The following is a 26197-nucleotide window of genomic DNA, read 5'->3' as shown; positions in this document are numbered from 1 at the left end:
TCAGATGATAACGGTAACAGCCGAACGGGGAGAAAGCGTGCGGGACTTCAGGTTCAAGTTGGGGGCGGCGTGCGGCCTGACCCTCGCCCTCTCGGCCTCGGCGGCCTTCGCCTGCGATACGCCGGTCAGCGTCTGCGCCACGGGCAAGGCGACGAGCCTGGCCCTGATCCAGAAGGGCCATCCGGCCGCCGTCTATGTCGACGCCAAGGCCAATCCGGCCGTGCGCCACGCCGCCGAAGCCTTGCGCGGCGACCTCGCCCGCGTCGCCGGCGGCGAGGCCCTCAAGCTGGACGACCTCTCCAAGGCCAAGGGTCCCGTCGTGATCCTGGGCGTCCTGGGCCAGAGCCCGGTCATCGACGGCCTCGTCAAGGCCGGCAAGCTGAAGATCGAGGATCTGCAAGGCCAATGGGAGGGCTTCCGCCAGGTGGTGGTCGAGCGCCCCGCCCCCAACATCCCGCGCGCCCTGGTCATCGTCGGCTCGGACCGGCGCGGGGCGGTGTTCGGCGCCTATGACCTCTCCGAGCGGATCGGCGTCTCGCCGTGGGTCTGGTGGGCCGACGTCCCGGTCACGCGCAAGAGCGACCTCTTCCTCACGGCCGGCGCCCGCGCCGACCATCCGCGCGTCAAGTATCGCGGCTTCTTCATCAACGACGAGAACCCGGCCTTCAGCGGCTGGACCAAGGCCAAGTTCGGCGGGGTCAATTCCAAGGCCTACGCTCACGTCTTCGAACTGATGCTGCGCCTGAAGGGCAACTATCTGTGGCCGGCCATGTGGGCGCCCAAGGCGTTCAACGACGACGATCCCCAGAGCAAGGTCATCGCCGACGAGATGGGCGTCGTCATGGGCAGCTCGCACCACGAGCCGATGACCCGCGCCCAGGACGAGTGGCACCGCAACACCGACAAGGGGGTGACCGGCGGCCGCTGGGACTACGCGACCAACGCCGAGAACCTGCGGACCTTCTGGCGCGGCGGCATAGAGCGGATGATGTCGAAGGGCGATGGCGCGCCGTACGAGAGCGTCGTGACCGTGGGCATGCGCGGCGACGGCGACGAGCCGATGGCCGAGGGCGCGGCGACCCAGCTGCTGGAGAAGGTCGTCGCCGACCAGCGCCAGATCATCGCCGACGTCACCGGCAAGCCGGCCGACCAGACCCCGCAGGTGTGGGCGCTCTACAAGGAGGTCCAGGACTACTACGACCACGGCATGCGGGTGCCGGACGACGTGACCCTGCTGTTCGCCGACGACAACTGGGGCCAGATCCGCCGCCTGCCGGTCGCCGGCAAGGACAAGCTGCCGCGCGCGGGCGGCTACGGCGTCTACTACCACTTCGACTATGTGGGCGGTCCGCGGAACTACAAGTGGATCAACACCAACCAGGTCGCCAAGGTCTGGCAGCAGATGGATCTCGCCTACCAGCGCGAGGCTCGGAACCTGTGGATCGTCAATGTCGGCGACATCAAGCCGATGGAATATCCGCTCAGCTTCTTCCTGCGCATGGCCTGGAATCCCGAGGCCATGACGCCCAAGGCCCTGGCGGACTTCCCGCGCGACTGGGCGTCCGAGACCTTCGGCCCGGCGTTGGGCGCGGAGATCGGCGAGGCGCTTTCGGAATACGAGACCCTGGCCTCGCGGCGGAAGCCGGAGCTGATCGATCAGGACACCTTCCCGCTGGGTCCGGACAACGGCGCCGGACCGCTGGACGGCGGAGAGTTCGGCGACATCGTCGACCGCTGGCGCGCGCTGGACGCCAAGGTCGCGGCGATCAAGACCAAGCTGCGGCCCGACCAGTTGGACGCCTACTACCAGCTGGTCGAGTACCCGGTGACGGCCTTCGCCAATCTCTACGAGATGTACTACGCCACGGCCTGGAACCGTCGCCTGTCGGCCCGCAACGACGCCCGCGCCAATGTCTTCGCCGACAAGGTCGAGGCCGCCTTCAAGCGCGACGCGGACCTGACCGCCCAGTACCACGCCCTGAACGGCGGCAAGTGGGACGGCATGATGAACCAGGTTCACATGAGCTATGTGATCTGGAACGACCCGACCCAGCAGACCATGCCCAGCGTCGCCCGCGTCTCGGCCGACACGCCGCCCGAGAAGCTGAAGGCCAAGATCGTCTTCGCGCGCTCGGCCGCGAGCGATCCCAACCTCGTCACGCGGGAGGCCGCCAGGTTCGACCGCGCGGTCGGCGGCAAGGGCCTGTCGTGGACCGTCGTGCCGCGCCTCGGCCATGGCGACGCGGTGCTGGCCCTGCCGCAGGGCCGCCCCTCGACCACCGCCGCCGACGGCGTGCGGCTGGAATACGGCGTCGACATCCCGCGCGCGGGTCCGGCCATCGTGCGCCTGGCCCTGGCCCCAACCCTGGACGCAACCGGCGGCGACGGGATCAAGATTGGGATCTCGATCGACGATGGTCCGATGCAGGTGGTGAAGTCCGACCTGATCCCGACGCCCGGCGCGGCCAGCCGTCCGGAACAGGCGCGGTGGATCGAGGCGGTCAAGAATCACGTCCACACGGTCGAGGCCCGCTTCCCCGCCCTCACGGCCGGCCGTCACGTGGTCAAGGTCTGGCGCCTCGACGACAACGCGGTGCTGGAAAAGGTGTCGCTGGATATGCGCTGAAGCGGTTAGCCCGGCCGGCAGAGGTTCGACGGCGTAGGCCGGGAATAGGCGCTGGACGACAGGGCCCGCGTCCGGCCATTGGCCTTGGGACCGGGAACCGTGATGCTGGCGACGATCCAGCGGCCCTTGCGCTCGGCGCAGTAGATGCTGCGCTCCACCCGCTCGCCATCATACAGGCCGGAAACCCCGGCGCGGAACCCTTCAGGCCGGGCCAGGATGGCGGCGCGAGCCATGGCGCTCAGCGCCGCCGGGTCGCCCCGATCGACGCTGGCGGTGCAGCCGCCGTCGGTCCAGGCCACGACATGGGCCGGCTGGATCCGCCCCACCTTCCAGGCCTTGTCGTTAAGCGTCGCGCCGACCGTAGTCGGCGTCACGGGCTCCATCGCAGCGGCCTGCGCCAGGTCCGCGACAGGGCGCCCCTCGGCGACGGCCTTGAGGCAGACTTCGCCGAAGGCGACACGCCCGGCCGCCGTGGCGTCGAAGGGCGGACTGCCGGCAGCTGACCCGGCCGCGTTCAACGCCAGCAGAACCGCGAGAGAAACAGGGAGCATCGGAACGCCAGCCTAGGATTGGTCCTGACGCAACCTTAAGGCGCACCTAGACACACAGCAACCTCGAGCGCACTGCGGAAAAACGTTCGATGCCCGATGCTCAGAACTTCGTCTTGCAGCCCTGCTTCAGGTGCACGCCGCGCAGGAAGCCGCGGCGGGCCAGGCCCGCATCGATCGCCGCGTTCATCTGGCGGTCGGCGGGGGCGGCGCCGGTCACCTCGCGCACCAGGCCGCGGAACGGGATGATGCTGTTGATGATCGTCTTGCCGCCCGCCTCGGCCAGCTTGCCGGCGCGGTTTTCCTTGTAGGCGTTGCCAACCACGTAGTCGGGACCCAGCACGCCGTTCAGGCTGGTGACCTCGGCCGACAGGGCCTTGCAAGTCTTCAGACCCTTCAGGCTGTAGGGGTCGTCATAGGCCTTCTGCAGGATCGGCGGCACCTCGCGCCGGGACATGCCGACGTCGCGGGCCGGCTGCGAGCCGATCTCGAGCGCCTTCTTGCGGGTGTCGTCCCAGCGCCCGGGCTCCTCCTGCGTCGTCTTGGAGGCGTCGGACTTGGCCTCCGACTTGGACTGATCCGGCTTGGCCTGCCCGGCCATCGCCGGCGAGGCCGCCAGAGCCAGGGCCATCGCCCCGAACAGAACCGATCGCTTCACGGACATCTCTCGCCCTCCACCCAGTAAACACCGATCAGGAACGGCGCTCGCGACGAGCGGTTCCGCTTTCGGTCGGGTTCAAGGCCAAGCTTAGTTCGGCAGGGTGGCCGCTTCCAGGTCGAACGCGCCGTCGAGGGCGTCCTCGCTGGGGATTTCGCCGAGCAGCGCCTGGGCGAACAGCGGCTCCAGCGCGTCCCAGACATAGGTCAGCTGCTCCAGCACCGCCGGGACGCCGGCGAGGTCGAAGCCGGGATAGAGGTCCTCGACCAGCCACAGGCCGCTCTCGCCGTCATAGGCGAAGCGGCAGCCGATCAGGCGGAACTGCACGCGGGCGATGGTCTCGAACAGCGCGGTCAGGTCGCGGGCCTGGTTCAGGTCTTCGGGATCCAGCACCAGACAGCGCGCCTGCACCCAGCCATGGTCGGGCAGCAGGTAGAAGGCGCCGTCCTCCTCGTCCTCGCCCGCGACCTCCAGCCCCCGGTCGATCGCCTCGACCACATAGCCGGCGGCGCGGCAGACCTCGGTCAGCTTGGCCAGTTGGGCGGCTTCCTGGTCGGGGGTGAGGGCGGTCATGGGGTGGCTCCGGGGGGTGTTTGGGTGTTTTAGCATAAGCGCCCCCTCCGTCTCGTCGCCTATCGGCGCCGATCCACCTCCCCCGCGCGCGGGGGAGGATGAAGGGTCCTCCTCACCCGTGTAACGGGGGAGGTGGCGCGCGGCGAAGCCGCGTGACGGAGGGGGCGCTCGCTAACCCCTAGCTCCGGTAATCCCCGTTGATCGCCACGTACTGCTTGGTCAGGTCGCAGGTCCACACCGTGGCCGAGCCCTTGCCAACGCCGACGTCCACCGAGACCTCGAACTCCTGGTTCTTGACGTAGGCGCTCATCTTGGCCTCGTCGTACTCGGGCGAGATCAGGCCGTCCCGGGCGGCGTAGAGGTCGCCGAACTTGACGCTGATGCGCTCGCGGACGACCGGCTCGTCGGCGCGGCCCACGGCCATGACGATGCGGCCCCAGTTGGCGTCCTCGCCGGCGAAGGCGGTCTTGACCAGCGGGCTCTCGGCGATGGTGCGGGCGATCTTGCGGGCCGAAGCTGGGCTCTCGGCGCCGTTGACGGTGATCTTGACGAACTTGGTCGCCCCTTCCCCGTCGCGGACCAGCTGCAAAGCCAGGTCCAGCAGCACGCCTTCCAGTTTTTCCCGGAAGTCGGCCAGGCGCTTGTCGCCCGGACGGCTGATCTTGGGCGCGCCCGACTGGCCGGTGGCGAACAGCAGCAAGGTGTCGTTGGTCGAGCGGTCGCCGTCCACCGTCACGCAGTTGAAGGTCGTGCGGGTATAGAGGCTGACCAGGGTCTGCAGGGCGGCCGGGGCGATGGCCGCGTCGGTGGCGACGAAGGCCAGCATGGTGGCCATGTCCGGCGCGATCATGCCCGAGCCCTTGGCGATCCCCGCGATCTTGACCTCATGGCCGTCGATCATGGCGGTCGCGTAGGCGCCCTTCGGGAAGGTGTCGGTGGTCATGATCGCCCGGCCGGCCTGGGCCCAGGCGTCGGCGGTCAGGCGCGCCTCGACCTCGGGCAGGCGGGCGGTGATCTTGCTGTCGTCCAGGATGACGCCGATGACGCCGGTCGAGGCCATCATCACGTCGCGCTGGCGGCAGTCAAAGCGCTTGCCGACGGCCGTGGCGACGCGGCGCACCGCGTCGGCGCCGGGCTTGCCGGTGAAGCTGTTGGCGCAGCCGGCGTTGACCACCAGGGCCCGCACGTCGGCGCCGCCCGAGGCGGCCAGCTGGCGCTTGCACCAGTCCACCGGAGCCGAGCCGACGCCGTGACGGGTGAAGACGCCCGCCGCCGAGGTGCCCTCGGCGAAGCGCATCAGGAGCAGGTCCTCGCGCTCGTGCTTGTAGAAGCCGGCGCGGCCGGTGGCGATCTCGACGCCGGCGATCGGCGGGATGTTCGGGAACGGCACGGCCAGGGGCGAGATCGCCAGCCCGGGCTTGCCCGCTCCGGTCGAGGCGGGCTTGGGCGAGGTCGGAGCGGCCGGGGCGGCGCTGGTCGTCTCGCCGGCCGACTTCTGGGCGCGGCGCAGGCCGGCGCGCTTCAGGGCCGAGGTCAGCGGATCGACGATCGCGTCGATGACGCCCCGTTCGGCGGGGGCGGACACGGGCTCGGCGGCCTTCGCGGCGGTCGTCTTGCCGGAGGCTTTGGGGGTCTTGGTCATCGGAACCGCGTCTTACTTCTTGGCGGGTTGAGCGGGAGGCGGCGCCGAAGCCGGCGGGCCGCCTGGAATGTCGGCGGGAGCCGAGGCCGGCTCCTGGGGCCCGTTGATCGGGGCGTCCTGGGGTTTGCCGATCAGCATCTCGACCTTGGCCGAGCCGCGCAGCTTCTCGAGGATGTCGCGGACTTGGTCATAGGTCAGGAAACGCACGATCTGCGGGCGGGCCGCCTCAAGGGTGATCGGCTCCTCGACGCGCTTGTCCTCGACCCGGACCAGCACCCAGCCGCCCTCGGCCGCGAACGGGCCGACCAGGGCGCCCTTCTGGGCGTCCTTCAGGGCCACGCCATAGGGCTCGGGCATCACATCCAGGGTGAAGTAGCCCAGGTCGCCGCCGTTGAAGCGGGTGGCCTGGTCGGTCGAGCGCTCCATGGCCAGGGCGTCGAACGACGCGCCGGAGGCCAGCAGCTTCTTGACGCTTTCGGCCTCGGCCTGGCTGCCGACGATGATCTGGCGGGCGCGAATCTCTTCCGAGCGCTTCGAAAGCTTCTGCTGCTCGGCGTAGAGCTTGCGGATGGCGTCGTCGGTGACGGCCTTTTCGACCACGCCCTCGACCAGCATGTCGCCCAGGATTCGCTCGCGCGCGGCGGCCAGGCGCCGTTGGGCCACCGGATCCTTGTCCAGCTTGCGCTTGATGGCCTCGGCGGCCAGCAGCTTCTGGTCGATGACCTCGTCGAGGCGCTGGCGGAACACCTCGCTGGAGATGTCCAGCGGCTCGCCCTCGCTGATCAGCCCTTGAGCGACGGCCTCGCGCTTGACGTCGCTGGCCCAGATCACCTGGCCGTTGACGCGGGCGACGGCCGTGTCGCCCGGCTCGGGCGGCTTCTCAGCGACCTTGTTCTGGCCGCAGGCGGCGACCAGAAGGGCCAAAGCGACCGCCAGACCGACGCCGCCGAGGGAGAAGAAACCGCCTTGCCCACCCGATGCCCGGCCTTGCGTGTTCGCCATGCGCGCTGCCCGTGTTACGTAAAATCCAAGGGGAACAGGAAAAACCCCGTCGCGTTGACAGGCCCTTGACCGGTGCTTAAGTCTCGCGCGCGTGCAAGTCGAGCGGTTTTTCCGTCGGTCAACACGCCCCGAAAAACACCGTAGTCGAGGCCGCCAAAGCCTTTGCGCCGGCTTCAATAATAATCGCTCCGGATTCCCTCTGCATGCTTGGTTTCGCCAAAAAGCTCTTCGGCTCTTCGAACGAACGCAAGGTCAAGGCCTTGTCGGCGCGGGTGGCGAAGATCAACGCCTATGAAGCCGAATACGCCGCGCTGTCCGACGAGGCCCTGAAGGGCAAGACCGCGGAGTTCAAGGCGCGCCTGGAAAAGGGCGAGTCTCTCGACGATCTCCTGAACGAAGCCTTCGCCACGGTGCGCGAAGCCTCCAAGCGCGTGCTGGGCATGCGCCACTTCGACGTCCAGATGGTCGGCGGCATGGTGCTGCACTTCTCGGGCATCTCGGAAATGCGCACCGGTGAAGGCAAGACGCTGGTCGCCACCCTGCCGACCTACCTGAACGCCCTGGAAGGCAAGGGCGTCCACGTCATCACCGTCAATGACTACCTGGCCCGCCGCGACGCCGACTGGATGGGTCAGGTCTACAACTTCCTGGGCCTGTCTTATGGCGTGATCGTCAACGGCCTTTCCCAAGGCGAGCGCCAGCGCGCCTATCGCAGCGACATCACCTACGGCACGAACAACGAGTTCGGCTTCGACTACCTGCGCGACAACCTCGTCTACGACGTCTCGGAGATGGTCCAGCGCGGCCACAACTTCGCGATCGTCGACGAAGTGGACTCGATCCTGATCGACGAGGCCCGCACCCCGCTGATCATCTCGGGCCCGACCGAGGACCGCAGCGAGTTCTACAAGACCATCGATCTGCTCGTGAAGGAGCTGATCAAGGACAAGACCACCTACGACCACGACGAAAAGCAGAAGCAGGTCATCCTGACCGAGGACGGCCAGGAAAAGATCGAAGAGATCCTGATGGCCGGCGGCCATCTGGCCGAGGATTCGGCCGGTCTCTACGACGCGGCCAACGTCTCGGTGGTGCACCACGTCAACCAGGCCCTGCGCGCCAACGTGCTGTACACGCGCGACAAGGACTACATCGTCAAGGGCGGCGAGGTTGTCCTGATCGACGAGTTCACCGGCCGCATGATGACCGGCCGCCGCCTGTCGGAAGGCCTGCACCAGGCCATCGAGGCCAAGGAAGGCGCCGACATTCAGCCCGAGAACCAGACCCTGGCCTCGGTGACGATCCAGAACTACTTCCGCCTCTACAAGAAGCTGTCGGGCATGACCGGCACGGCCTCGACCGAGGCGCAGGAGTTCGACGACATCTACAAGATGAGCGTGTCGGAAATCCCGACCAACCGTCCGATCCAGCGCATCGACGACGACGACGAGGTCTATCGCACCGAGCGCGAGAAGAACGAGGCCATCCTCAAGCAGATCGCCGACTGCCACGTGCGCGGCCAGCCGATCCTGGTCGGCACCGTCTCGATCGAGAAGTCGGAAGAGCTGTCGCGCCTGCTGTCGAACTTCAGCTTCGAGAAGGACGGCAAGAAGGTGAAGGGCATTCCGCACCAGGTGCTGAACGCCCGCTTCCACGAGCAGGAAGCCGTGATCGTCGCCGACGCGGGCGTGCCCGGCGCGGTGACCATCGCCACCAACATGGCCGGCCGCGGCACCGACATCCAGCTGGGCGGCAGCATCGACATGCGCCTGTTCAACTGGCGCCAGCAGCAGAAGGGCATGGGCCTCGAGATCACCCACGAGGACGAGGTCGAGGAGCGCGCCCGTCTCGAGGCCGAGATCGCCGACAAGAAGGCCCAGGCCCTGGCCGCCGGCGGCCTGTTCGTGCTGGGCACCGAGCGCCACGAAAGCCGCCGGATCGACAACCAGCTGCGCGGCCGCACCGGCCGTCAGGGCGACCCGGGTCGGTCGAAGTTCTTCCTGTCGTGCGAGGACGATCTGCTGCGCATCTTCGCCGGCGACCGCCTGGACGCGATCATGCGCACCTTCGGCGTCCAGGAAGGCGAGGCGATCACCCACAAGTGGCTGAACAACGCCATCGCCACCGCGCAAAAGCGCGTCGAGCAGCGCAACTACGAGATCCGCAAGAACCTCCTGAAGTACGACGACGTCGTCAACGACCAGCGCAAGGCCGTGTTCGAGCAGCGCCAGGAGTTCATGGAGTCCAGCGACCTCTCGGAAATCATCACCGAGATGCGTCACGACACGATCGACGACCTGGTCGCCCGTCACCTGCCGCCCAAGGCCTATGCCGAGCAGTGGGACATCGAGGGCCTGACCGAGCGCGTGAAGTCGATCCTGGGCCTCGATTTGCCGATCGCCGACTGGGCGGCCGAGGAAGGCATCGCCGACGAGGAGATCAAGGACCGCATCACCAAGGCGGCTGATGAGTACGCCGCCCAGCGCGAGGTGATCATCACGCCCGAGCAGATGCGCCAGGTCGAGAAGAACTTCCTGCTGCAGATGATCGATCTGCAGTGGCGCGAGCACCTGATGCACCTGGACCACCTGCGCAACGTCATCGGCCTGCGCGGCTATGGCCAGCGCGATCCGCTGAACGAGTACAAGACCGAGGCCTTCTCGCTGTTCGAGAAGCTGCTGGGCGACCTGCGCACCAACACCACCCGCTGGCTGATGACGGTCGAGATCGCCTATGCCGAGCCTGAGGTCCCGCACCAGTCGCTGGAAGGCCTGCAGGAGGTGCACCTCGACCCGCTGACCGGCGAGAACGCGGCCGTGGCCGGCGCCATCCCCGACGGCCTGTCGCCCGAACAACGCCAGGCCCTGCCGGTCTCGGCCCTGCCGGAAGGCTGGGAACGCACCAACCGCAACGCCCCCTGCCCCTGCGGCTCGGGCAAGAAGTTCAAGCAGTGCCACGGGTCGTTGGTCTGAGGCCGGGCTCCGGCGGTGGCCGGGGTTAGGATATGAGATCGAGAGGGCGCCGGACGGGTTCGTTCGGCGCCCTTTTTCGTGGTGCGCGGGAGGGGGGAGGACGGCTCAGCGGCCTTGGTCCAGCTTCAGCAGCTTGACCACGTTGTCGTGCAACACCAGCTTCTCCTCGGCGGCTGTCAGGCCCAGGGCGCGGACCGCCTTCAAGGCTTCGGCGGGGCTGTCCACCGGCCAGTCCGAACCGAACAGCACGTGGTCCATGCCGTGTCGGCGCAGGGTCCAGACCAGTTCCGGCGCCACCGGCGATCCCGCATAGGCCGAGGCGATGGCCGAGACGTCCAGCCAGACGTTACCGCCGCGGCCCAGCTTGCGCAGCGTCGCCAGGCTCTGGAACTCGCGGAATTCCGTGAAGCCCATGTGGGCGAAGATGAAATTCGTGCCCGGCTGCTGGAACGACAGCATCATCAGCTTGCCCGGCTGGTTGGTGTCCAGCGGGTTGTAGCTGTCGAACAGCACGGCCATGCCCAGTTGGCCGGCCTTCTCGGTCACGCGGGCCACGGCCGGGTCGGCGACATCCAGCTGCTGGCTGTTGGGATGCAGCTTGATCTCCCGGACGCCCAGCCGCGCCAGGCGCTCCAGCTCCGCCAGCGCCGCATCGCCGTCCGCCGGATGGACCGAGGCGATGGGATAGAAATGGTCAGGATCGGCAGCCACCGCCGCCAGGAGGGCGTCGTTGAGGGCGCGTGTGGCGGGCATGTCGCCCTTGTCGGCCATGACGATCAGGGCGCTGCGCTGGACGCCGGCGGCCGCGTCCAAGGCCCGCAGAGCCGCCGTGCCCATCGGATGGGCGTCGGTCAGGCCGTTGGCCTGGCTCGTCCGCAGGTGGGCGTGGGTGTCGATCACCGGCCCCGCGTAGCTGTCCGCCGCCAGGGTAGTCCCGCTTGAAAGGACCGTCGCGACAACGACGGCGGCCAAGGCGGTCAAGCCAAGAGCTTTGCGCATGTTTTCTCCCCCGGATGGCGGGGGAAGCTAGATCAAGCCGAACGCGACCGCCCGTTACCTTTGTGTCATCAAGCCCTTGGTTCATCCGGCGTCATCGCCTCGAAGCGCGCCCTAAGGCCTCAACACCACCCCGACATCCGCCGCCGTCCCGCCGTCGACCTGCGCTAGGTACGCCGCGCGGATCGCTTCCGGCCCCTGCCCTTCCTTCACCGTCAGCCAGCGCGGCGCGTCGGCGACGAAGGGCGTCCAGGCCGCGCCGTAGCGCTGCTCGAACTCGCCGCCGGCCCAGTCCTGGCGGCGCTTGGCGATGCGGTCGGGGGCGAAGAAGAAGGCCGGCGTCGGTCCAGGCAGATCGGCCTGGACGCGCGGGACCTCCCAGTGCGTGCCGCCGACCAGGATCGAAGCCGCCAGATCATCGCCGAACCGGCGGTGGACCGCGCCCAGCACCTGGCTGTCGCCGGCGAAGTCGACGAAGACGGCCGGCGTCGCGATCGGCGCGCTGGCGATGTCGTCGTAGAGCACCACTTGGTCGTAGAAGCCCAGTCCCTCGACGAAGGCCTTGTTGCGGGGCGAGGTCAGGCCGACCACCTTGACCGCGCCGCGCTGCTTCAGACACGCCGCCAGGGCGATGGCGGTCTTGGACGAGGCGCTGGACAGGATGACGCTCTTGGCGCCGTGGAAGCCGGCCTCGTCCAGCTGATCCTCGATCAGGAACGAGGTCATGAACAAGGGCTGCAGCAGGGCGCGATAGGCCTCCAGCGGCGCCTCGGCCCCGACCGCGGCGTATTGGTTGTAGATCACGGCCATCGGCTGGCGATGCGGCGCGGCGTCGAGGAAGCCCGACTTGCCCGCCCTCGCCTGGACGGTCAGATGCGTCGACATCGGCCAGTAGCCGTAGAAGCGCTGGCCCACGGCGATCTCGGGATGGGCGCTTTCCTCGACCCGCGCGTGGCCCCAGACCGGCACCCGGCCAAAGCCGTCCGGCGCGGGGAAGAAGTTCCAGTACTGCATCATCTCGCCGAACACGGCGTAGGTGATGTTGTTGGCGGTCAGGGCGAAGCTCTCGATCGCCAGCCGCACTTCGCCGTCGCCCAGCGGGCCAGGCGCGGTCTCGCGGATCTCGGCGCGACGCAGGTCGTCCTTGGCGACCAGCAGGTCCCAGCCCATGGCGGTCTCTCCCTCTGTTTGAGAGCGAAGCTAGGAGGAGGCGGCGGGAGCGTCAAACGCACGTTTGGGCGAGCTCCGGCATTGTCACCGGAACAATGTTTCCATTGCTCCGACGCACCCGACGTAGCAATCCAAGCCATCCCCGCCGACGGAGCGCCCATGTCCCACGCGTCCCTGCCCTTGCGCCACTTCCTGCTGGCCCTGGCCGTGGTGGCGGTGTGGGGCACGAACTTCGTGGTCATCCGCGTGGGGCTGGACCACCTGCCGCCGCTGCTGTTCGCGACCTTGCGCTTCACGCTGGTGCTGCTGCCGATGGCCTTCATCGTCAAACGTCCGCCGGTGTCGTGGAAGAACCTGGCGGCCTATGGCGTGCTGATCGGAGCGGGGCAGTTTGGCCTGCTGTTCGTGGCGATGAAGGGCCACATCTCGCCGGGCCTGGCCTCGCTGGTCGTGCAGACCCAGGTGTTCTTCACGATCGGCATGGCGATGCGGATCAACCGCGAACCGATCAAGCCCTTCCAGATAGCCGCCCTGCTGCTGGCGGCCTCCGGCATCGTGCTGATCGCCGCGCACGGCGGCGGGTCGGCCACCCCGCTGGGCGTCCTGCTGGTGCTGCTGGCGGCGGCCAGTTGGTCGGGCGGCAACATGGTCGCGCGTCAGGCGGGAACCGTGAACATGCTGGCCTATGTGGTCTGGGCGAGCCTGTTCTCGATCCCGCCGCTGTTTCTCATGTCGCTGTGGCTGGAGGGCTGGCCGGCCATCGTCAAGGGCGTGGCCCAGGCCGACGCCCTGACCTGGGCGGCCGTGGCCTGGCAGGCGGTGGGCAACACCATGTTCGGCTACGCCGCCTGGGGCTGGCTCTTGGCCCGCCACCCGGCCGCCACCATCACGCCCATGGCCCTGCTGGTCCCCGTCTTCGGCATGGGCGCCTCGGCCCTGCTGCTGCACGAGGCCCTGCCCGCCTGGAAGCTGATCGCCGCGGCCCTGGTGCTGACGGGCCTGGCGGTCAACATGCTGTGGCCGAAGGTGCGGGCGTGGCGAGCGGCGGCGGCTTGAGGTCCAACACAGTTTGATTTGACCTCCGTCGGGGAAATCAAACTCTCCTCCCGCAAAACAGGGAGGCCGCCATGGCGACGCCGTTCGAGGTGAACTGGACCCGCGACCAGATCGACAAGGTCCTGGCCCAAGTCCGCGCCTACGAATTTCCGCCGGCGCCAGAAGGCGGCGGTTGGGGCTATGGCTGCGACGCCGATTTCCTGAAGGACCTTTGCGCCTATTGGACCGACGGCTTCGACGTCGGCGCGATCCAGGCCAATCTGAATCGCTTCCCGCAGTTCACCGCGACCATCGAGGACCTCGACATCCACTTCGTCCACGTGGTCGGCGAGGCGAAGGGCAAGCGCCCGCTGCTGATCACCCACGGCTGGCCGGGGTCGCACTTCGAGTTCTGGGACGCCATCGAGCCCCTGGCCTTCCCCTCGCGCCGCGGCGGCGATCCGGCCGACGCCTTCGATCTGGTCATCCCGTCGCTGCCGGGCTTTGGCTTTTCGGGCAAGCCCAAGCGGCCGCTTGGCCAGCGGGCGACGGCGCGCCTCTTCAACAGCCTGATGACCCAGGAGCTCGGCTACGAGACCTATCTCGCCCAAGGCGGCGACTGGGGCGGGCTGGTCACCTCGTGGCTAGGCCTGGACCACGGCGCCCACGCAAAGGCCATCCACCTGAACATGATCGGCCTACGCCCCGCCGGTCCGCCCCAGACCCCGGAGGAGATCGCCTGGATCACCGGCTTCGGCGCCCAGATGGACCTGTGGGGCGCCTATTTCCGCCTGCAGGCCAGCAAGCCGCAGTCGGTGGCGTGGCTGGGCGCCAACAATCCGGTCGGCCAGGCCGCGTGGATCCTTGAGCGCTTCCACGACTGGGCGGACCTGTCGGAGAAGCCCTTCGAACAGGTCTTCAGCCGCGACCAGCTGCTGACCAACGTGATGATCTACGTGATGACCGGATCCTTCACGACCGGCGCCTGGTACTATCGCGCCATGCTGGAGGAAGGCGGGCCCGTGCTGGCCGAGGGCCAACGCTGCGAGACCCCGACCGCCTTCGCCAACTTCCCCGGCGAGAGCATCTACAAGCCCCCGCCGCGCTCATGGGCCGACCGCGCCTACAACATCGTCCGCTGGAGCGAGATGCCGCGCGGCGGCCACTTCGCGGCCATGGAGGAGCCGGGGCTGTTCGTCGAGGATGTGAGGGACTGGGCGCGGGCGACCTGAAGATTTTCTGGACCGGAGGCGAGAATAACGGACCTTCGCGCCCCAATCCCCAGCGTTAAGGTCGGCTTGTCGTCGCCAAGATTACAAGGACGAGGAAACGCCGCATGTCCGACCGCAAGCTTCATCCCGAGACCCTGGCCCTGCACGCCGGCTGGCGCGCCGATCCCGCGACGGGCGCGGTGGCGCCGCCGATCTATCAGACGACCTCGTACCAGTTCGAAAACGCCGAGCACGCGGCCGACCTGTTCGCTCTGCGCAAGCTCGGCAACATCTATACGCGCCTGGGCAACCCCACGACCGACATCCTGGAGCAGCGGCTGGCGGCTCTGGAAGGCGGCGCGGCGGCCCTGGCGGTGTCGTCGGGCCAGGCGGCCTCGGCCTTCGCGATCCAGAACCTGGCCCGCGCCGGCGACAACATCGTCAGCTCGACCGACCTCTATGGCGGCACCTGGAACCTGTTCGCCAACACCCTGCGCGACCAGGGGATCGAGGTCCGCTTCGTCGATCCCGAGGATCCCCAGGCCTTCGCCCGCGCCACGGACGAGCGCACCCGCGCCTACTACGCCGAGACCCTGCCGAACCCGAAGCTCAGCGTTTTCCCGATCGCCGAGGTGGCCGAGATCGGCCGCAAGCTGGGCGTGCCGCTGATCGTCGACAACACCGCCGCCCCGCTGCTGGCCCGGCCGCTGGAGAACGGCGCGGCGATCGTGGTCTATTCGACCACCAAGTACATCGGCGGCCACGGCACCTCGATCGGCGGCGTCATCATCGATGGCGGCAATTTCGACTGGACCGCCCACCCCGAGCGCAGCCCGACCCTAAACACGCCCGACGCCAGCTATCACGGCGCGGTGTGGTCCGAGGCCGCCAAGCCGCTGGGTCCGATCGCCTACATCCTACGCGCCCGCACCGTGCTGCTGCGCGACCTGGGCGCGGCCCTGTCGCCGTTCAACGCCTTCCAGATCCTGCAGGGCCTGGAGACCCTGCCGCTGCGCATCACGCGCCACGCCGAGAACGCCGCGGCGGTGGCCAAGGCGCTGACCCAAGCGCCGGGCGTGACCCGCGTGATCCATCCCATCGTCCAGACCGGCCTGCAACGCGAGCGCGCCGACCGCTACCTGTCGGGCGGCTATGGCGGCCTGGTGGGCTTCGAACTGGCGGGGGGGCGCGAGGCGGGCCGCAAGTTCATCGACGCGCTGAAGCTGTTCTACCACGTGGCCAATATCGGCGACGCCCGCAGCCTGGCGATCCATCCGGCCTCGACCACCCACTCCCAGCTCAGCGCCGAGGAGCAGGCGGCGACCGGCGTCTCGGACGGCTATGTGCGCCTGTCGATCGGCCTGGAGCATATCGACGACATCCTCGCCGACCTGACCCAAGCCCTGGCGGCCGCGAAGTAGCCGCCCGTCGCGCGGGTTCCGCTTGCCCGGAGCCCGCGCGCGCCCCTATCCAGGGGACATGACAGCTCCCCGTTTCGACTTCGCCTCTGACAATGTCGCCGGCGCCATGCCCGAGGTCATGGACGCCCTGGTCGCCGCCAATGCCGGCACGGCCTCGGGCTACGGAACCGACCACGTCAGCAAGGCCGCCGGCGACCGCATCCGCGCCCTGCTGGACGCCGACGCGCAGGTGCGGTTCACCGCCTCGGGCACGGCCGCCAACGCCTTCGCCCTGACCGTGCTGGCCCAGCCGCACGAGGCGGTGCTGGCCCATGAGCACGCCCACATCTGCACCGACGAGACCGGCGCCCCCGGCTTCTTCGGCCAGGGCGTCGGCCTGATTGGCCTGCCGGGCGCCTCGGGCAAGATCGAGGTCGCGGCGCTGGAAGCGGCCCTGGCCGAGCCCGACGTTTCCTACCGCCAGCCCGCCGCCGCCCTGTCCCTGACCACCGCCACCGAGTACGGCACGGTCTATTCGGAAGATCACCTGCGGGCCCTGGTCGCGCCGGTGAAGGCCAAGGGCTATGGCGTTCACCTGGACGGCGCGCGCCTGGCCAACGCCGTGGCCGCCGGCTTCGACCTGAGGAGCGTGGCGAAGATGGGCGTCGATATTCTGGTGATGGGCGGCACCAAGGCCGGCTCGACCCCGACCGAGGCCGTGGTGTTTCTCAATCCCGCCCACGCCCGCCGCCTGGACGCCCGGCTCAAGCACGCCGGGCAACTGGTGTCGAAGGGCCGGTTCCTGGCCGCGCCTTGGCTGGGCCTCTTGGGCGAGGACGGCGGGGCGGGTCCTTGGGCGGCCCGCGCGGCGCACGCCAACGCCATGGCCCAGAAGTTGGCCGGCCTGATGCCCTTCCCGATCAAGCACCCGGTCGAGGCCAACGGCCTGTTCGTCGAGATGGACGAGCCCGCCCTGCAACGCCTGCGCGGCGAGGGCTGGTTCGTCTACCGGTTCCTGGATGGCACGGTGCGTTTCATGTGCTCGTGGGCGACGACGCCGGAGATGGTCGAGGAGCTGGGGGAAGCGCTGAAGCGCATCCAATAACCCTCTCCCGAGGGAGAGGGCGGGACCCGAAGCGATGGGAGGGTGAGGGCTTAAGCCCGCGACCGCTGCAGCCCCTCATCCTCCCACGCCTGCGGCGCGGGCCGCGCCTTCTCCCCAGGGGAGAAGGTTTCCCTCGTCGCCTCCACCCCCAGCATCTTCGCGATCTCGGCCGCCGGGGCCGGGCGGCTGATGAAGTAGCCCTGGATCTCGGCGCAGCCCTGGCCGCGCAGGGCGTCCAGTTGGGCCTGGGTCTCGACGCCCTCGGCGGTCGTGACCACGCCCATCGAGGCGCCCAGGTCCAGGACCGCCTTGATGATCGCCAGAGCGTCGCTGTCGTGCAGGATGTCGCGCACGAAGGTCTGGTCGATCTTGATCTTGTCGAACGGGAAGCTGCGCAGATAGCTCAGCGAGCTGTAGCCGGTGCCGAAGTCGTCCATCGAGATCCGCACGCCCAGGGCCTTCAGGTCGTGCAGCATGGTCATGTTGGCGGCGCTGTCCTGCAGCAGGACCGACTCGGTGATCTCCAGCTCCAGGCGATGAGCGGGCAGCCCCGACCCCGCCAAGGCCGAGACCACGGTGGCCACCAGGCCCCGGTCGCGGAACTGGGCGGGCGACAGGTTCACCGCCAGCCGCACGTGGTCGGGCCAGCGGGCGGCCTCGGCGCAGGCGTTGCGCAGCACCCAGTCGCCCAGCGGCACGATCAGGCCGATCTCCTCGGCCAGCGGGATGAAGTCGGCGGGCGAGACCATGCCGCGCTCCGGATGGCGCCAGCGCAGCAGCGCCTCGCAGCCGGTCACCCGCTCGTCGCCGAGGTGATAGAGCGGCTGATAGAACAGCTCGAACTCGCCGTCCTGCAGCGCGCGACGCAGATCAAGCTCCAGCGCCCGTCGGGCCTGAAGCTGCTCGTCCATCGCCCGCTCGAAGAAGTGGAAGGCGCCGCGACCGTCGCCCTTGGCGCGGTAAAGGGCCATGTCGGCCTTCTTCAGCAGTTCGTCGGCGTCCTCGCCGTCCGAGGGCGCGGCGGCCACGCCGACGCTGGCGCCGATCACCACCTGGTGGCCGGCCAGGTCGAAGGGCGCGGCCATGGTCGCGACGATGCGCGCCGCCAGGCGCGTGGCGCCGGACATGTCGTTCAGCCCGGTCTGGACCACCGCGAACTCGTCGCCGCCCAGGCGGGCCACGGTGTCGCCCTCGCGCACGCAGCGCCGCAGCCGCTCGGCCGCCTCGCGCAGCAAGGCATCGCCCAGCGGGTGGCCCAGGGTGTCGTTCACGGTCTTGAAGCGGTCGAGGTCGATGAAGTGCACCGCCAGTTGGTCGCCCTTGCGCGCCCGGCGGGCCAGGGCGTCGGTCAGCGACTTCTGGAACAGCACGCGGTTGGGCAGGTCGGTCAGCGGGTCGTAGTGGGCCAGCCGCGCGATCTGGGCTTCGGCGCGCTTGCGCTCGGCGATGTCCTCCGAGACGCCCAGCAGATATTCGGCCTGGCCGTCGGCGTTGCGGATCGCGATCTTCTTGGTCCGCAGGATCGCCACGCCGCCGTCCTTGCGCGGCACGTGATCCTCCTCGATCACCCGCACCTCGCCCGACTCCAGCACCTCGCGGTCGCGCTCGACATAGAGGGCGGCCAGATCCGCGGGATGGAACTCGGCGTCGGTCTTGCCGATCACCTCGGCCCGCGACATGCCCAGGATCTTCTCCCCGGCCCGGTTGAGCAGGACATAGCGGTGGTCTTCCGCGTGCTTGACGAACACCATCGAGGGCATGGCCTCGACGATCGCGGTCATGAAGGTCTGGGCGCGCTCGACGTCGGCCTTGGCGGCGGCCAGCGCGTTGACGCCCTGGCGGTTGGTCTCGTTGCTGGCCTGCAGCAGGCCCAGCACGGTGCCGACGCCCAGATACCGCCCGCCCTCGGTGACGATGAAGCCGCGCAGCAGGTCCGAGGCCCGGTAGGACAGGCTGTCGGTGGTGAATTCGGCCAGCTCGGTGTCGGCGTCGACGATCAGCGGCTCGCGGTCCATCAGGGTGGAGATCGGCCGGTTGGCGTAGAGGGCCCGGCCATACTCGGCGGCCATGCGCAGGAAGAAGGCGTTGCGCTCGACGATGCCGATCGGCCGGTCCTCGCCGTCCACGACGGGAACGATCAGGGTGTCGGGCTCCTCGCGGAAACGCTCATAGAGCGACTTGCCCAGATCGTCCTGGCGCGCCGGCGCCAGAGAAGAAACCGTGTCCCGCAAAGTGAACATGCGTACGCCTCCACTACAGATGGCGAGGGACCATTTCTCGGCTAACGGCCTGCTAATGAGACGGCGGCGGCGGGATCATTTCGCGAAAACTTCATGGCGTCGTCACAGTGCTTGCGGGCGCGTTTACCGTGATGCGGCTCTACTCTCCAATTTTTCACGTCATGAAAATATTCACCTTCCTCGCTCCTGTGGCGAGGCCCCCATGGTTCGGTTGGCGCGGCGATGGCCGGAGAGGGCTTCAACGCAAGCAATACTCATCAGCTCGGAGACGGCGGAACGCTGGACCCCAGGCGCAAGGCCTGGGGAGGCGCGTCTCCTGATCCGATAGAAGAGCCCCCTACCGACCCGTGTCCATGAAGTCTCGCGCGGCGAAGGCCTCCGGCGCGGCGACCTCGACCACCGGCTCGTCACGGTCGTCGAACTCGGTCCGCAGGGCCCGGCTCATCACGGCGTGCATCTCGTAGAGGCAGGTGATGTAGGTCAGCTCCAGGATCTGTTCGTCCGAGAGAAAGCCCTTCAGCGCCGCGAACACGCCGTCGGCGACGCGCCCGCCGTCCAGGACGAGGCCGTCGGCATAGGCCAGCACCGCCCGCTCATGCGCGTCGAATACGTCGCTGACCGCCCAGTGCGGCACGGCGGCGATCTTCTCTTCCGGGACGCGCAGGCCGCGCAGCGACTTGCAATGCTGCGAGAAGACGAACTGGCTGCCCCGCGCCCAGCCGGCGCGGGTCTGGGCCAGCTCGCGCAGCACCGGGTCGATCTTGCGGGACGGGTCGCGGTAGAGGGCGAAGCCCTGGGCGGCGTGGCGCAGCACGTCGGGGCTATTGGCGAAAACGGTCCACCAGTCGCCCCGCGTGCCGGTGGCGGTGCCCGGCTCGCTGACCGGGTCGCGATCGCCGAACAACAGGTCGTACAGCTTCAGCGTCCCCTTGTCCGCGACCTCGGCGCGCGGAACTTGGCGTAGGCGCGGCATCAGGCGTCCACCGTCGCGCGGGCGGGCGCGTGGCGGACGTCCTCGGGGCCGAAATCGCGGGTGAAGGCCGCCAGCTCCATCATGATCCCGTTGGGATCGGTGAAGTAGACCGAGCGGACGAAGACGCCCGGATGCGGCTTGCGGGCCACGCCCGTCTCGCTGTCGTCGTGATTGACCACCATCGGGAAGGCCGGGACGCCGGCCACCCGCAGGCGCTCCAGGCAGGCCTCGAGATCGGCCTCGTCGACGGTGAAGGCCACGTGGTTCATCGAGCCGACGGCGGTCTTTGAGTCGGCCGGGAACTGGCGCACCGAGGCGACGCCTGGCGCGGCCGGCGGCGTGTCGGGCCACCAGAAGAAGGCCAGGCACGCGCCGCCGCCGCAGTCGAAGAAGAAGTGCTGGCCGCCGTCCGGCAGGGCCACGGTCTTCACCAGCGGCATCTGCAGGATTTCGGTGTAGAACTTCACCGTCTCGGCCATGTCGCGACAGACCAGGGCCAGGTGATTGACGCCGGTGATCTTCATCTCGGCTTCCTCCCGAAGACCAAGGTTACGCCAAATGGGGACGCGCGCCAGCTTGCCCCTGCGTCGGGGCTATTCCCGCTCGGTCTCCAGCCCGCCCAGGAACGCCTGGCCGATCCAGCTGACGACGCCGGTGACCACCGCGACCTGGACGCCCGCCCACCAGCCGGGGACGCGCAGGCCGTCCAGCAGCCAGTCGACGATCCCGATCATCGCCGCGTTCACCAGCAGCAGGAACAGCCCCAGGGTGACGAGGGTCAGGGGCAAGGTCAGGACCGTGACCACCGGCCGCACCACGGCGTTGACGACGCCCAGCAAAAAGCCGGCGATGATCAGGGTCTTCCAGCCGTCGGCGGTGACGCCCGGCACGATGCGCGCGGCCAGCCACAGACCGCAGGCGGCGATCAGGACGCGGAGAACGAAACGGATCATCTGAGCTCTATTTCCCTTACGAAACCCGTGCGTCCAAAATGGCGCCGCATTCGTACAATACCCAAGCAGGCAACTCGGACATTACAAATGCGTTACCGCCCTTCCACCCGCCGCTTCGTGAACTATCTATCCCCTCGTGTGGGGGATGATCGCGCGCGATTGGCGAGCGGATCCGCACGCAAGGGGATATAAGTACGATGGCCGTGAATTCTCTATCGGTGATGTCGCCGGACGGTGGTCTGTCCCGCTACCTGACCGAGATCCGCAAGTTCCCGATGCTGAGCAAGGACGAAGAGTTCATGCTCGCCCAGCGCTGGAAAGAGCATCAGGACCCGCAAGCCGCCCACAAGATGGTGACATCCCACCTGCGCCTCGTGGCCAAGATCGCCATGGGCTATCGCGGCTACGGCCTGCCGATCGGCGAAGTCATCTCGGAGGGCAATGTCGGCCTGATGCAGGCCGTCAAGAAGTTCGAGCCCGACAAGGGGTTCCGCCTGGCCACCTACGCCATGTGGTGGATCCGCGCCTCGATCCAGGAATACATCCTGCGCTCGTGGTCGCTGGTGAAGATGGGCACGACCGCCGCGCAGAAGAAGCTGTTCTTCAACCTGCGCAAGGCCAAGAGCCAGATCGCCGCCTTCCAGGAAGGCGACCTGCGTCCCGAGCAGGTCAGCGAGATCGCCACCAAGCTGGGCGTGCTGGACAGCGAGGTCATCTCGATGAACCGCCGCCTGTCGGGCCCCGACGCCTCGCTGAACGCGCCGCTGCGTTCGGACAGCGAGAGCGAGTGGCAGGACTGGCTGGCCGACGAGGAGCAGGTCTCCCAGGAGACCCGCGTCGCCGAGGACGAGGAGAAGGCCCTGCGGATGTCGCTTCTGGAAGAGGCGATGGTCGAACTGACCGACCGCGAGCGCCACATCCTGACCGAGCGCCGCCTGAAGGACGAGCCGACCACTCTCGAGGAACTGGCCGCCCAATACGGCGTCAGCCGCGAACGGGTCCGCCAGATCGAGGTCCGCGCGTTCGAGAAGCTGCAGAAGACCATGCGCGAGGCGGCGATCGCCAAGAACATGGTCGAGGCGTAAGGGCCTCAACTCACCGCGGTGAGACGGAAGGGCGCTCTTCGGAGCGCCCTTTTTGCTTGCAGGTCAGGCGATCCGCAAAAGAGATTACCGCTTAGGTTGATTAATCGAGATATCCGATGGAAGGTTGAGCTGCGCCCTTCCGGCGCGCTGCCACATGGAGTGTCCGATGACGATCCGCATCAAGACCGTTCTCGCCCTGGCGACCGCCCTCGCCGCGCTGGGCGCGCCCGCGGCCATGGCCGAGGACGACCTGACCGCCTACAGCTACGTCTACTACGCGGACGCCGCGAAGACCCAGTATCTGGGCGAGGTGTCGGACCAGGGCTGCGGCCGCGTGGGCGACTTCGTGTACGTCGTGCGTGCAAATGTTCCCTCGCCCTATTACGACGCCACGCCGATCTATGTGTGTTCGCGTGGTGGCCCGACGCTCCCTGGCGACTGGTGAGAAATCGGCGCGCCTGACCTTCGGCCGGGCGCGCCCTTCCCTAGCGTCCTAGGGTCCTGACGATGCTAAGAGGAGTGGGATGACCGTCTCCCCCCTCCCCCAGCTGATCCTCCTCCCCGGGCTGCTGAACGACGCTGAGCTGTGGCGCGACCAGATCAACGGCCTGGCCGACGTGGCGCGGATCTGGGTTCCGGACCTGACGCCCTACGCCACGATCCGCGAAATGGCCGAGCATGTGCTGGCGGGTGCGGAACCGACCTTCGCCGTTGCCGGCTTCTCGATGGGCGGCTACGTGGCCCAGGAGATCGCCCGGCTCGCGCCGGAGCGGATCGAGCGCCTGGCCCTGCTGGACACCTCGATCCATGTCGACACGCCCCAGCGCGCCGCCCAGCGCCAGGCGCTGAACAAGGCCGCCGCCAAGGGCGGGACCTTCCTGGGAATCGGCCAGGCGATCCTGAAGAGCTATGTCGACGCCTCGCGCCTGGACGACGCCGAGCTCACCACCCGCATCGTCGACATGACCCAGCGCCTGGGCCGCGAGGTCTTCCTGCGCCAGAACAGCCTGGCGCGCGAGGATGGCGAGGCGGCGCTGAGGGCGCTGAAGGTCCCGCTGGTGATCATCGTCGGCGAGAACGACCAGATCACCCCGGCCGAAGGCCACCGCGCCATGGCCGCCGCCATCGGCTGCACCCACCTGGTGGTGATCCCCCGAACCGGCCACATGGCCCCGATGGAGGCGCCCGGCGCGGTCAACGGGGCGCTGCGCCACTGGCTGCAGCGCCCCGCTGGGAAACGCTAGAAGCTCAGTTGCACGCCCGTCCGGAAGGTGCGGCCGTAGCGTTCGTTCTCGCCCAGGCGGTTCTTCTGGCCGACGAAGGTGCGCCACGGCTCGTTGTTCAGGTTGGAGCCTTCCAGGAAGATCGTCGCGCTGCGGGCCTTGTTGCCGATCGCATAGGCGATGCGGGCGTCGACCTGGCCGTGCTTGTCCCAATAGATGTCGGAGCCGGCGTCCGCGCCGATCGTGTAGAGGAACTTGCTGCGGTACGAGTAGGCCACGCGAGCGGTCAGGCCATGCTTCTCGTAGAACAGCTGCGCCGTGCCGACGGTCTTGGACTGCTGGACCAGTTGCAGGCTCTCGAGGCGCCCCGGGACGCCCTTGATCGACGAGTCGATCAACGTCAGGTTCACGCCCGCGCCGAAGCCGTCCAGAACGCCCGGCAGGAAGCTGAGCTGCGACTGGGCGTTCAGCTCAAGGCCCGACACCGTCGCCTTGCGAGCGTTCAGCGGGGTGGTGACCGTCGCGCCGCTCAGCGCCACGCCGCCGAAGGTTCCGGCCTGGTTCAGCAGGGCGCGGCTGAAGATCGGGTCCTGGATGTCCTTGAAGAACAGCGAGGCCGACAGCACCCCCTGGGTGGGCAGATAGTATTCAAAGCCCGCGTCCAGGTTGGTCGAGGTCAGCGGCTTCAGGTCCGGATTGCCGGTGGTCACCGTGTTGGCCGTGGCGTCGACCGTGATCGCCGGCGCCAGCTGGTTGTAGTCCGGACGGCCGATCGCCGTGGTCGCCGCCGCGCGCAACACCAGGCGCTCGTTGACGTCCATCTTGGCGTTCAGGCCGGGGAACCAGTTGGTGTACTTGTTCGAGCCCGTGGCGTCGGGACCACGGGTCGAAGTCGTGTTGTTGAAGGTCTTGGCGCTGTAGTCGCCGTCGGTGGTCTCGACGCGCAGGCCGGGGACCAGGGTGACCCGGCCCAGCTTCAGCGTGGCCATGGCGTAGCCGGCCCAGATCTTCTCCGAGACCGCATAGTCGCTGAGCAGGTCGGTGCTGAGCGACTTGGCCGCGTTCAGCTTCAGCGTCGTCGGGTTGGCGGTCACATAGGCCTGGGCGGCCGTATAGTCGACCTTGGGCCCGAAGGCGTAGCGGCCGTCATAGGTCGAAGCCAGGCTGGCCGGGTTCAACGCGGCCAGGGTGAAGGCCAGGCTGCCCGGGTCATAGGTCGTGTACGTCCGGTCGTTGGTCTTGTCGCGGTCGGTCAGCTTGACGCCGAACTTCAGCGACGAGCCCTCGCCCATCGCGTCCAGCGGCAGCTGGTAGTCGGCGCGCGCCTGCTTCAGGGTCTCGACCGCCTCGCGGCGATCGTAGTTGACGCTCTTGAACGTGTACTGGGCGGGATCGAAGGCGCTGGCGCCCGGCGTGATCTGGAACAGCACGTCCGAGACGTCGTAGGACCCGGTCATGGTCTTGCCGGTGGCGAACTGGAACTCGCTGCGCAGCGGGTCGGTCTTCTCCGCGCGGCTCCAGGCGGCGTCGACCGACAGCTTGCCGGTCCCGACATTGAACTTGCCGCCGGCCGAGACGGTCTTGGTGTTGTCGTCCTCGTCGCGGCGACGGACGTAGCGCGTGCCCGTGGCCTTGGCGAAGGCGCCCGTGGTCGCGCTGGCCGGGGTGATGGTCCCGGAGATCGGCAGGCGGAAGCGGTCGCGCGTCTCGTGGTCGGTGAACTTCGAGTATTGGGTCCGCAGGTACAGCTGGACGTCGTCGTTGGGACGATAGTCGAAATTGCCGACGAAGCCGGTGCGCTCGCGCGTCAGGTTGTAGTCGCGCAGGTCGTAATCGGCCGGGATCGGGTTGCCGCCGGCCGTGGTCCACGACGCGCCGGCGACGTTCTGCGACTCGACCGGACGCTTGGAATAGTTGGCCGACAGCACCGCGCCGAACTGCTTGTCGGCGCCGAAGGTCCCGCCCAGGGTCAGGTCGCCCTCGTAGGGGTGCTTGTCGTTCTGGTCGAACTGGCCGTAGGCGGCCCGGGCGCTGCCGAAGGTCCCGTGACGGTCGAAGGCGCTCAGCGTCACGATGTCGACCTGGCCGGCGATGGCGGCGGCGTCGAGGTCGGGCGTCAGGCTCTTGATCACCGACACCTGGCCGATCAGCGACGAGGGGATGTCGTCCAGCTTGACCTGGCGGTTGTCGGGCTCGGGCGCGGCCGCCGTCTGGCCGTTGACCGTGACATTGGCGTAGCGCGGATCGACACCGCGGATGATGACGTAGCGGCCCTCGCCCTGGTCATTGGCGACCGTGATCCCCGGCAGGCGATGGACGGCCTCGGCGACGTTCTGGTCTGGCAGCTTGCCCACGTCGTTGGCGTACAGCGCCTCGACGAAGTTGTTGGCGACCTTCTTGACCTGCAGGGCGCGGCGCTCGGCGGCGCGCTGGCCGGTGACCACGATCTCGGAGACCTGCTCCGGCGGGGTCAGGGTGACGGTCACGTCCGTCGCCTGGCTGTCGGACAGGCTGACCGACGTGGTCGAGGCGCCGTAGCCGACATAGGTGATCCGCACCTCGGCGGCGCCGGCGGGCAGGCCCGTGACGACGAAGCGGCCATCGGGGCCGGCCGAGACCGCGCGGCCGCCCACGGCGACGGAGGCGCCCGGCAGCGGGGCGCCGGCGGCGTCCACCACGCGACCGCGGAGGTCGGCGGCGACCGCGGGCGCGGCCACGGCCAGAGACATCAGCGCCAACGCGCTGACGCGGCGCAGCAGCGCCGCTTGGTTGCGAATGAGCATGA

22 protein-coding genes and 1 pseudogene are annotated in these 26197 nt (G+C 68.4%); 11 read left to right on the top strand and 12 right to left on the bottom strand.

The genetic code is table 11. The features are described from left to right. Positions 1-37 precede the first annotated feature (37 nt). The gene (locus CSW60_RS15820) at positions 38-2626 is read left to right on the top strand and encodes a glycosyl hydrolase 115 family protein (RefSeq protein ID WP_099538272.1); all 2589 of its coding nucleotides are present in this window, start codon (positions 38-40) and stop codon (positions 2624-2626) included. 5 nt (positions 2627-2631) lie between these two features. Here the strand turns inward: CSW60_RS15820 and CSW60_RS15815 are convergent, their stop codons facing one another. From CSW60_RS15815 to CSW60_RS15805, 3 genes are all read right to left on the bottom strand, one after another. Beyond that, positions 2632-3177: a hypothetical protein gene (locus tag CSW60_RS15815; RefSeq protein WP_099538271.1), complete on the bottom strand. Its 546-nt coding sequence runs from the start codon at positions 3175-3177 to the stop codon at positions 2632-2634. A gap of 100 nt (positions 3178-3277) precedes the next feature. Continuing rightward, positions 3278-3838 (bottom strand): hypothetical protein, encoded by a 561-nt coding sequence (locus CSW60_RS15810; protein WP_099538270.1) that lies wholly within the window; start codon positions 3836-3838, stop codon positions 3278-3280. A gap of 84 nt (positions 3839-3922) precedes the next feature. Next, on the bottom strand, positions 3923-4405 hold the full coding sequence (locus tag CSW60_RS15805) for a hypothetical protein (RefSeq protein ID WP_099538269.1): 483 nt from the start codon (positions 4403-4405) through the stop codon (positions 3923-3925). Between the two features lie 37 nt (positions 4406-4442). On the opposite strand from CSW60_RS15805, the pseudogene CSW60_RS24400 reads away from it, so the two are divergent. Further along, a pseudogene (locus CSW60_RS24400) lies at positions 4443-4526 on the top strand (hypothetical protein); the annotation flags it as partial. Between the two features lie 57 nt (positions 4527-4583). Here the strand turns inward: CSW60_RS24400 and argJ are convergent. Then, a complete protein-coding gene (gene argJ, locus CSW60_RS15800) occupies positions 4584-6047 on the bottom strand; it encodes a bifunctional glutamate N-acetyltransferase/amino-acid acetyltransferase ArgJ (protein ID WP_201723073.1) in 1464 nt (487 codons plus the stop codon). A 12-nt stretch (positions 6048-6059) separates the two neighbouring features. Continuing rightward, the gene (locus CSW60_RS15795; protein WP_236634298.1) at positions 6060-7049 is read right to left on the bottom strand and encodes a peptidylprolyl isomerase; all 990 of its coding nucleotides are present in this window, start codon (positions 7047-7049) and stop codon (positions 6060-6062) included. Between the two features lie 203 nt (positions 7050-7252). Between CSW60_RS15795 and secA the strand changes: the two genes are divergently transcribed. After that, entirely contained in the window at positions 7253-10021 is a 2769-nt protein-coding gene (gene secA / locus CSW60_RS15790; RefSeq protein ID WP_099538268.1) for a preprotein translocase subunit SecA, read from the top strand. Positions 10022-10126: 105 nt separating this feature from the next. Here the strand turns inward: secA and CSW60_RS15785 are convergent, their stop codons facing one another. Further along, positions 10127-11020: an amidohydrolase family protein gene (locus tag CSW60_RS15785; protein WP_099538267.1), complete on the bottom strand. Its 894-nt coding sequence runs from the start codon at positions 11018-11020 to the stop codon at positions 10127-10129. Positions 11021-11131: 111 nt separating this feature from the next. After that, on the bottom strand, positions 11132-12187 hold the full coding sequence (locus CSW60_RS15780; RefSeq protein WP_099538266.1) for a DUF2855 family protein: 1056 nt from the start codon (positions 12185-12187) through the stop codon (positions 11132-11134). Positions 12188-12346: 159 nt separating this feature from the next. Between CSW60_RS15780 and CSW60_RS15775 the strand changes: the two genes are divergently transcribed. The 4 genes from CSW60_RS15775 to CSW60_RS15760 all read left to right on the top strand — a co-directional run bounded on the left by CSW60_RS15775 (position 12347) and on the right by CSW60_RS15760 (position 16938). After that, entirely contained in the window at positions 12347-13243 is an 897-nt protein-coding gene (locus CSW60_RS15775; RefSeq protein WP_099538265.1) for an EamA family transporter, read from the top strand. Positions 13244-13314: 71 nt separating this feature from the next. Then, on the top strand, positions 13315-14454 hold the full coding sequence (locus CSW60_RS15770; RefSeq protein WP_099538264.1) for an epoxide hydrolase family protein: 1140 nt from the start codon (positions 13315-13317) through the stop codon (positions 14452-14454). A 104-nt stretch (positions 14455-14558) separates the two neighbouring features. Then, on the top strand, positions 14559-15854 hold the full coding sequence (locus CSW60_RS15765; protein ID WP_099538263.1) for an O-acetylhomoserine aminocarboxypropyltransferase/cysteine synthase family protein: 1296 nt from the start codon (positions 14559-14561) through the stop codon (positions 15852-15854). Between the two features lie 58 nt (positions 15855-15912). Further along, a complete protein-coding gene (locus CSW60_RS15760; RefSeq protein ID WP_099538262.1) occupies positions 15913-16938 on the top strand; it encodes a low specificity L-threonine aldolase in 1026 nt (341 codons plus the stop codon). 50 nt (positions 16939-16988) lie between these two features. Here CSW60_RS15760 and CSW60_RS15755 read toward each other — a convergent pair whose 3' ends face one another. From CSW60_RS15755 to CSW60_RS15740, 4 genes are all read right to left on the bottom strand, one after another. Further along, positions 16989-19178: a bifunctional diguanylate cyclase/phosphodiesterase gene (locus tag CSW60_RS15755; protein ID WP_099538261.1), complete on the bottom strand. Its 2190-nt coding sequence runs from the start codon at positions 19176-19178 to the stop codon at positions 16989-16991. Positions 19179-19515: 337 nt separating this feature from the next. Beyond that, complete coding sequence (locus CSW60_RS15750; RefSeq protein WP_099538260.1) at positions 19516-20151, bottom strand: carboxymuconolactone decarboxylase family protein; 636 nt, start codon at positions 20149-20151, stop codon at positions 19516-19518. Next, complete coding sequence (locus tag CSW60_RS15745; RefSeq protein WP_099538259.1) at positions 20151-20675, bottom strand: VOC family protein; 525 nt, start codon at positions 20673-20675, stop codon at positions 20151-20153. The genes CSW60_RS15750 and CSW60_RS15745 overlap by 1 nt, the downstream gene beginning before the upstream one ends. Before the next feature lie 69 nt (positions 20676-20744). After that, complete coding sequence (locus CSW60_RS15740) at positions 20745-21104, bottom strand: phage holin family protein (RefSeq protein WP_099538258.1); 360 nt, start codon at positions 21102-21104, stop codon at positions 20745-20747. 87 nt (positions 21105-21191) lie between these two features. On the opposite strand from CSW60_RS15740, the gene CSW60_RS23205 reads away from it, so the two are divergent. The 4 genes from CSW60_RS23205 to CSW60_RS15725 all read left to right on the top strand — a co-directional run bounded on the left by CSW60_RS23205 (position 21192) and on the right by CSW60_RS15725 (position 23433). Further along, a complete protein-coding gene (locus CSW60_RS23205; protein WP_143324199.1) occupies positions 21192-21296 on the top strand; it encodes a hypothetical protein in 105 nt (34 codons plus the stop codon). After that, positions 21293-22189 carry an RNA polymerase sigma factor RpoH gene (gene rpoH / locus CSW60_RS15735; RefSeq protein ID WP_099538257.1) on the top strand — a complete coding sequence of 299 codons (897 nt, stop codon included), beginning with the start codon at positions 21293-21295 and terminating at the stop codon, positions 22187-22189. Before CSW60_RS23205 ends, rpoH begins: the two co-directional genes overlap by 4 nt. Positions 22190-22355: 166 nt before the next feature. After that, positions 22356-22634, top strand: a complete 279-nt coding sequence (locus CSW60_RS15730; RefSeq protein ID WP_099538256.1) for a hypothetical protein — start codon at positions 22356-22358, stop codon at positions 22632-22634. 79 nt (positions 22635-22713) lie between these two features. Further along, a complete protein-coding gene (locus CSW60_RS15725) occupies positions 22714-23433 on the top strand; it encodes an alpha/beta fold hydrolase (RefSeq protein ID WP_099538255.1) in 720 nt (239 codons plus the stop codon). Here CSW60_RS15725 and CSW60_RS15720 read toward each other — a convergent pair. Then, a complete protein-coding gene (locus CSW60_RS15720; protein WP_099538254.1) occupies positions 23430-26195 on the bottom strand; it encodes a TonB-dependent receptor in 2766 nt (921 codons plus the stop codon). The genes CSW60_RS15725 and CSW60_RS15720 overlap by 4 nt on opposite strands. Positions 26196-26197: the final 2 nt, after the last annotated feature.

The sequence above is a fragment of the Caulobacter sp. X genome (assembly GCF_002742635.1).
Taxonomy (GTDB): Bacteria; Pseudomonadota; Alphaproteobacteria; order Caulobacterales; family Caulobacteraceae; genus Caulobacter.
The sequence above is the reverse complement of the archived record's forward strand: the minus strand, read 5'-3'. Positions and strand labels throughout refer to the sequence as shown.

Bases quoted from the DNA above. Each gene is read 5' to 3' on its own strand.
- CSW60_RS15750 (WP_099538260.1), bottom strand. From the start codon at position 20,151: ATGCCGCGCCTACGCCAAGTTCCGCGCGCCGAGGTCGCGGACAAGGGG.
- CSW60_RS15795 (WP_236634298.1), bottom strand. From the start codon at position 7,049: ATGGCGAACACGCAAGGCCGGGCATCGGGTGGGCAAGGCGGTTTCTTC.
- CSW60_RS23205 (WP_143324199.1), top strand. From the start codon at position 21,192: ATGCGTTACCGCCCTTCCACCCGCCGCTTCGTGAACTATCTATCCCCT.
- CSW60_RS15755 (WP_099538261.1), bottom strand. From the start codon at position 19,178: ATGTTCACTTTGCGGGACACGGTTTCTTCTCTGGCGCCGGCGCGCCAG.
- secA (WP_099538268.1), top strand. From the start codon at position 7,253: ATGCTTGGTTTCGCCAAAAAGCTCTTCGGCTCTTCGAACGAACGCAAG.
- CSW60_RS15730 (WP_099538256.1), top strand. From the start codon at position 22,356: ATGACGATCCGCATCAAGACCGTTCTCGCCCTGGCGACCGCCCTCGCC.
- CSW60_RS15805 (WP_099538269.1), bottom strand. From the start codon at position 4,405: ATGACCGCCCTCACCCCCGACCAGGAAGCCGCCCAACTGGCCAAGCTG.
- CSW60_RS15745 (WP_099538259.1), bottom strand. From the start codon at position 20,675: ATGAAGATCACCGGCGTCAATCACCTGGCCCTGGTCTGTCGCGACATG.
- CSW60_RS15810 (WP_099538270.1), bottom strand. From the start codon at position 3,838: ATGTCCGTGAAGCGATCGGTTCTGTTCGGGGCGATGGCCCTGGCTCTG.
- CSW60_RS15775 (WP_099538265.1), top strand. From the start codon at position 12,347: ATGTCCCACGCGTCCCTGCCCTTGCGCCACTTCCTGCTGGCCCTGGCC.
- CSW60_RS15770 (WP_099538264.1), top strand. From the start codon at position 13,315: ATGGCGACGCCGTTCGAGGTGAACTGGACCCGCGACCAGATCGACAAG.
- CSW60_RS15815 (WP_099538271.1), bottom strand. From the start codon at position 3,177: ATGCTCCCTGTTTCTCTCGCGGTTCTGCTGGCGTTGAACGCGGCCGGG.
- CSW60_RS15765 (WP_099538263.1), top strand. From the start codon at position 14,559: ATGTCCGACCGCAAGCTTCATCCCGAGACCCTGGCCCTGCACGCCGGC.
- CSW60_RS15760 (WP_099538262.1), top strand. From the start codon at position 15,913: ATGACAGCTCCCCGTTTCGACTTCGCCTCTGACAATGTCGCCGGCGCC.
- CSW60_RS15725 (WP_099538255.1), top strand. From the start codon at position 22,714: ATGACCGTCTCCCCCCTCCCCCAGCTGATCCTCCTCCCCGGGCTGCTG.
- CSW60_RS15780 (WP_099538266.1), bottom strand. From the start codon at position 12,187: ATGGGCTGGGACCTGCTGGTCGCCAAGGACGACCTGCGTCGCGCCGAG.
- CSW60_RS15740 (WP_099538258.1), bottom strand. From the start codon at position 21,104: ATGATCCGTTTCGTTCTCCGCGTCCTGATCGCCGCCTGCGGTCTGTGG.
- argJ (WP_201723073.1), bottom strand. From the start codon at position 6,047: ATGACCAAGACCCCCAAAGCCTCCGGCAAGACGACCGCCGCGAAGGCC.
- CSW60_RS15720 (WP_099538254.1), bottom strand. From the start codon at position 26,195: ATGCTCATTCGCAACCAAGCGGCGCTGCTGCGCCGCGTCAGCGCGTTG.
- CSW60_RS15785 (WP_099538267.1), bottom strand. From the start codon at position 11,020: ATGCGCAAAGCTCTTGGCTTGACCGCCTTGGCCGCCGTCGTTGTCGCG.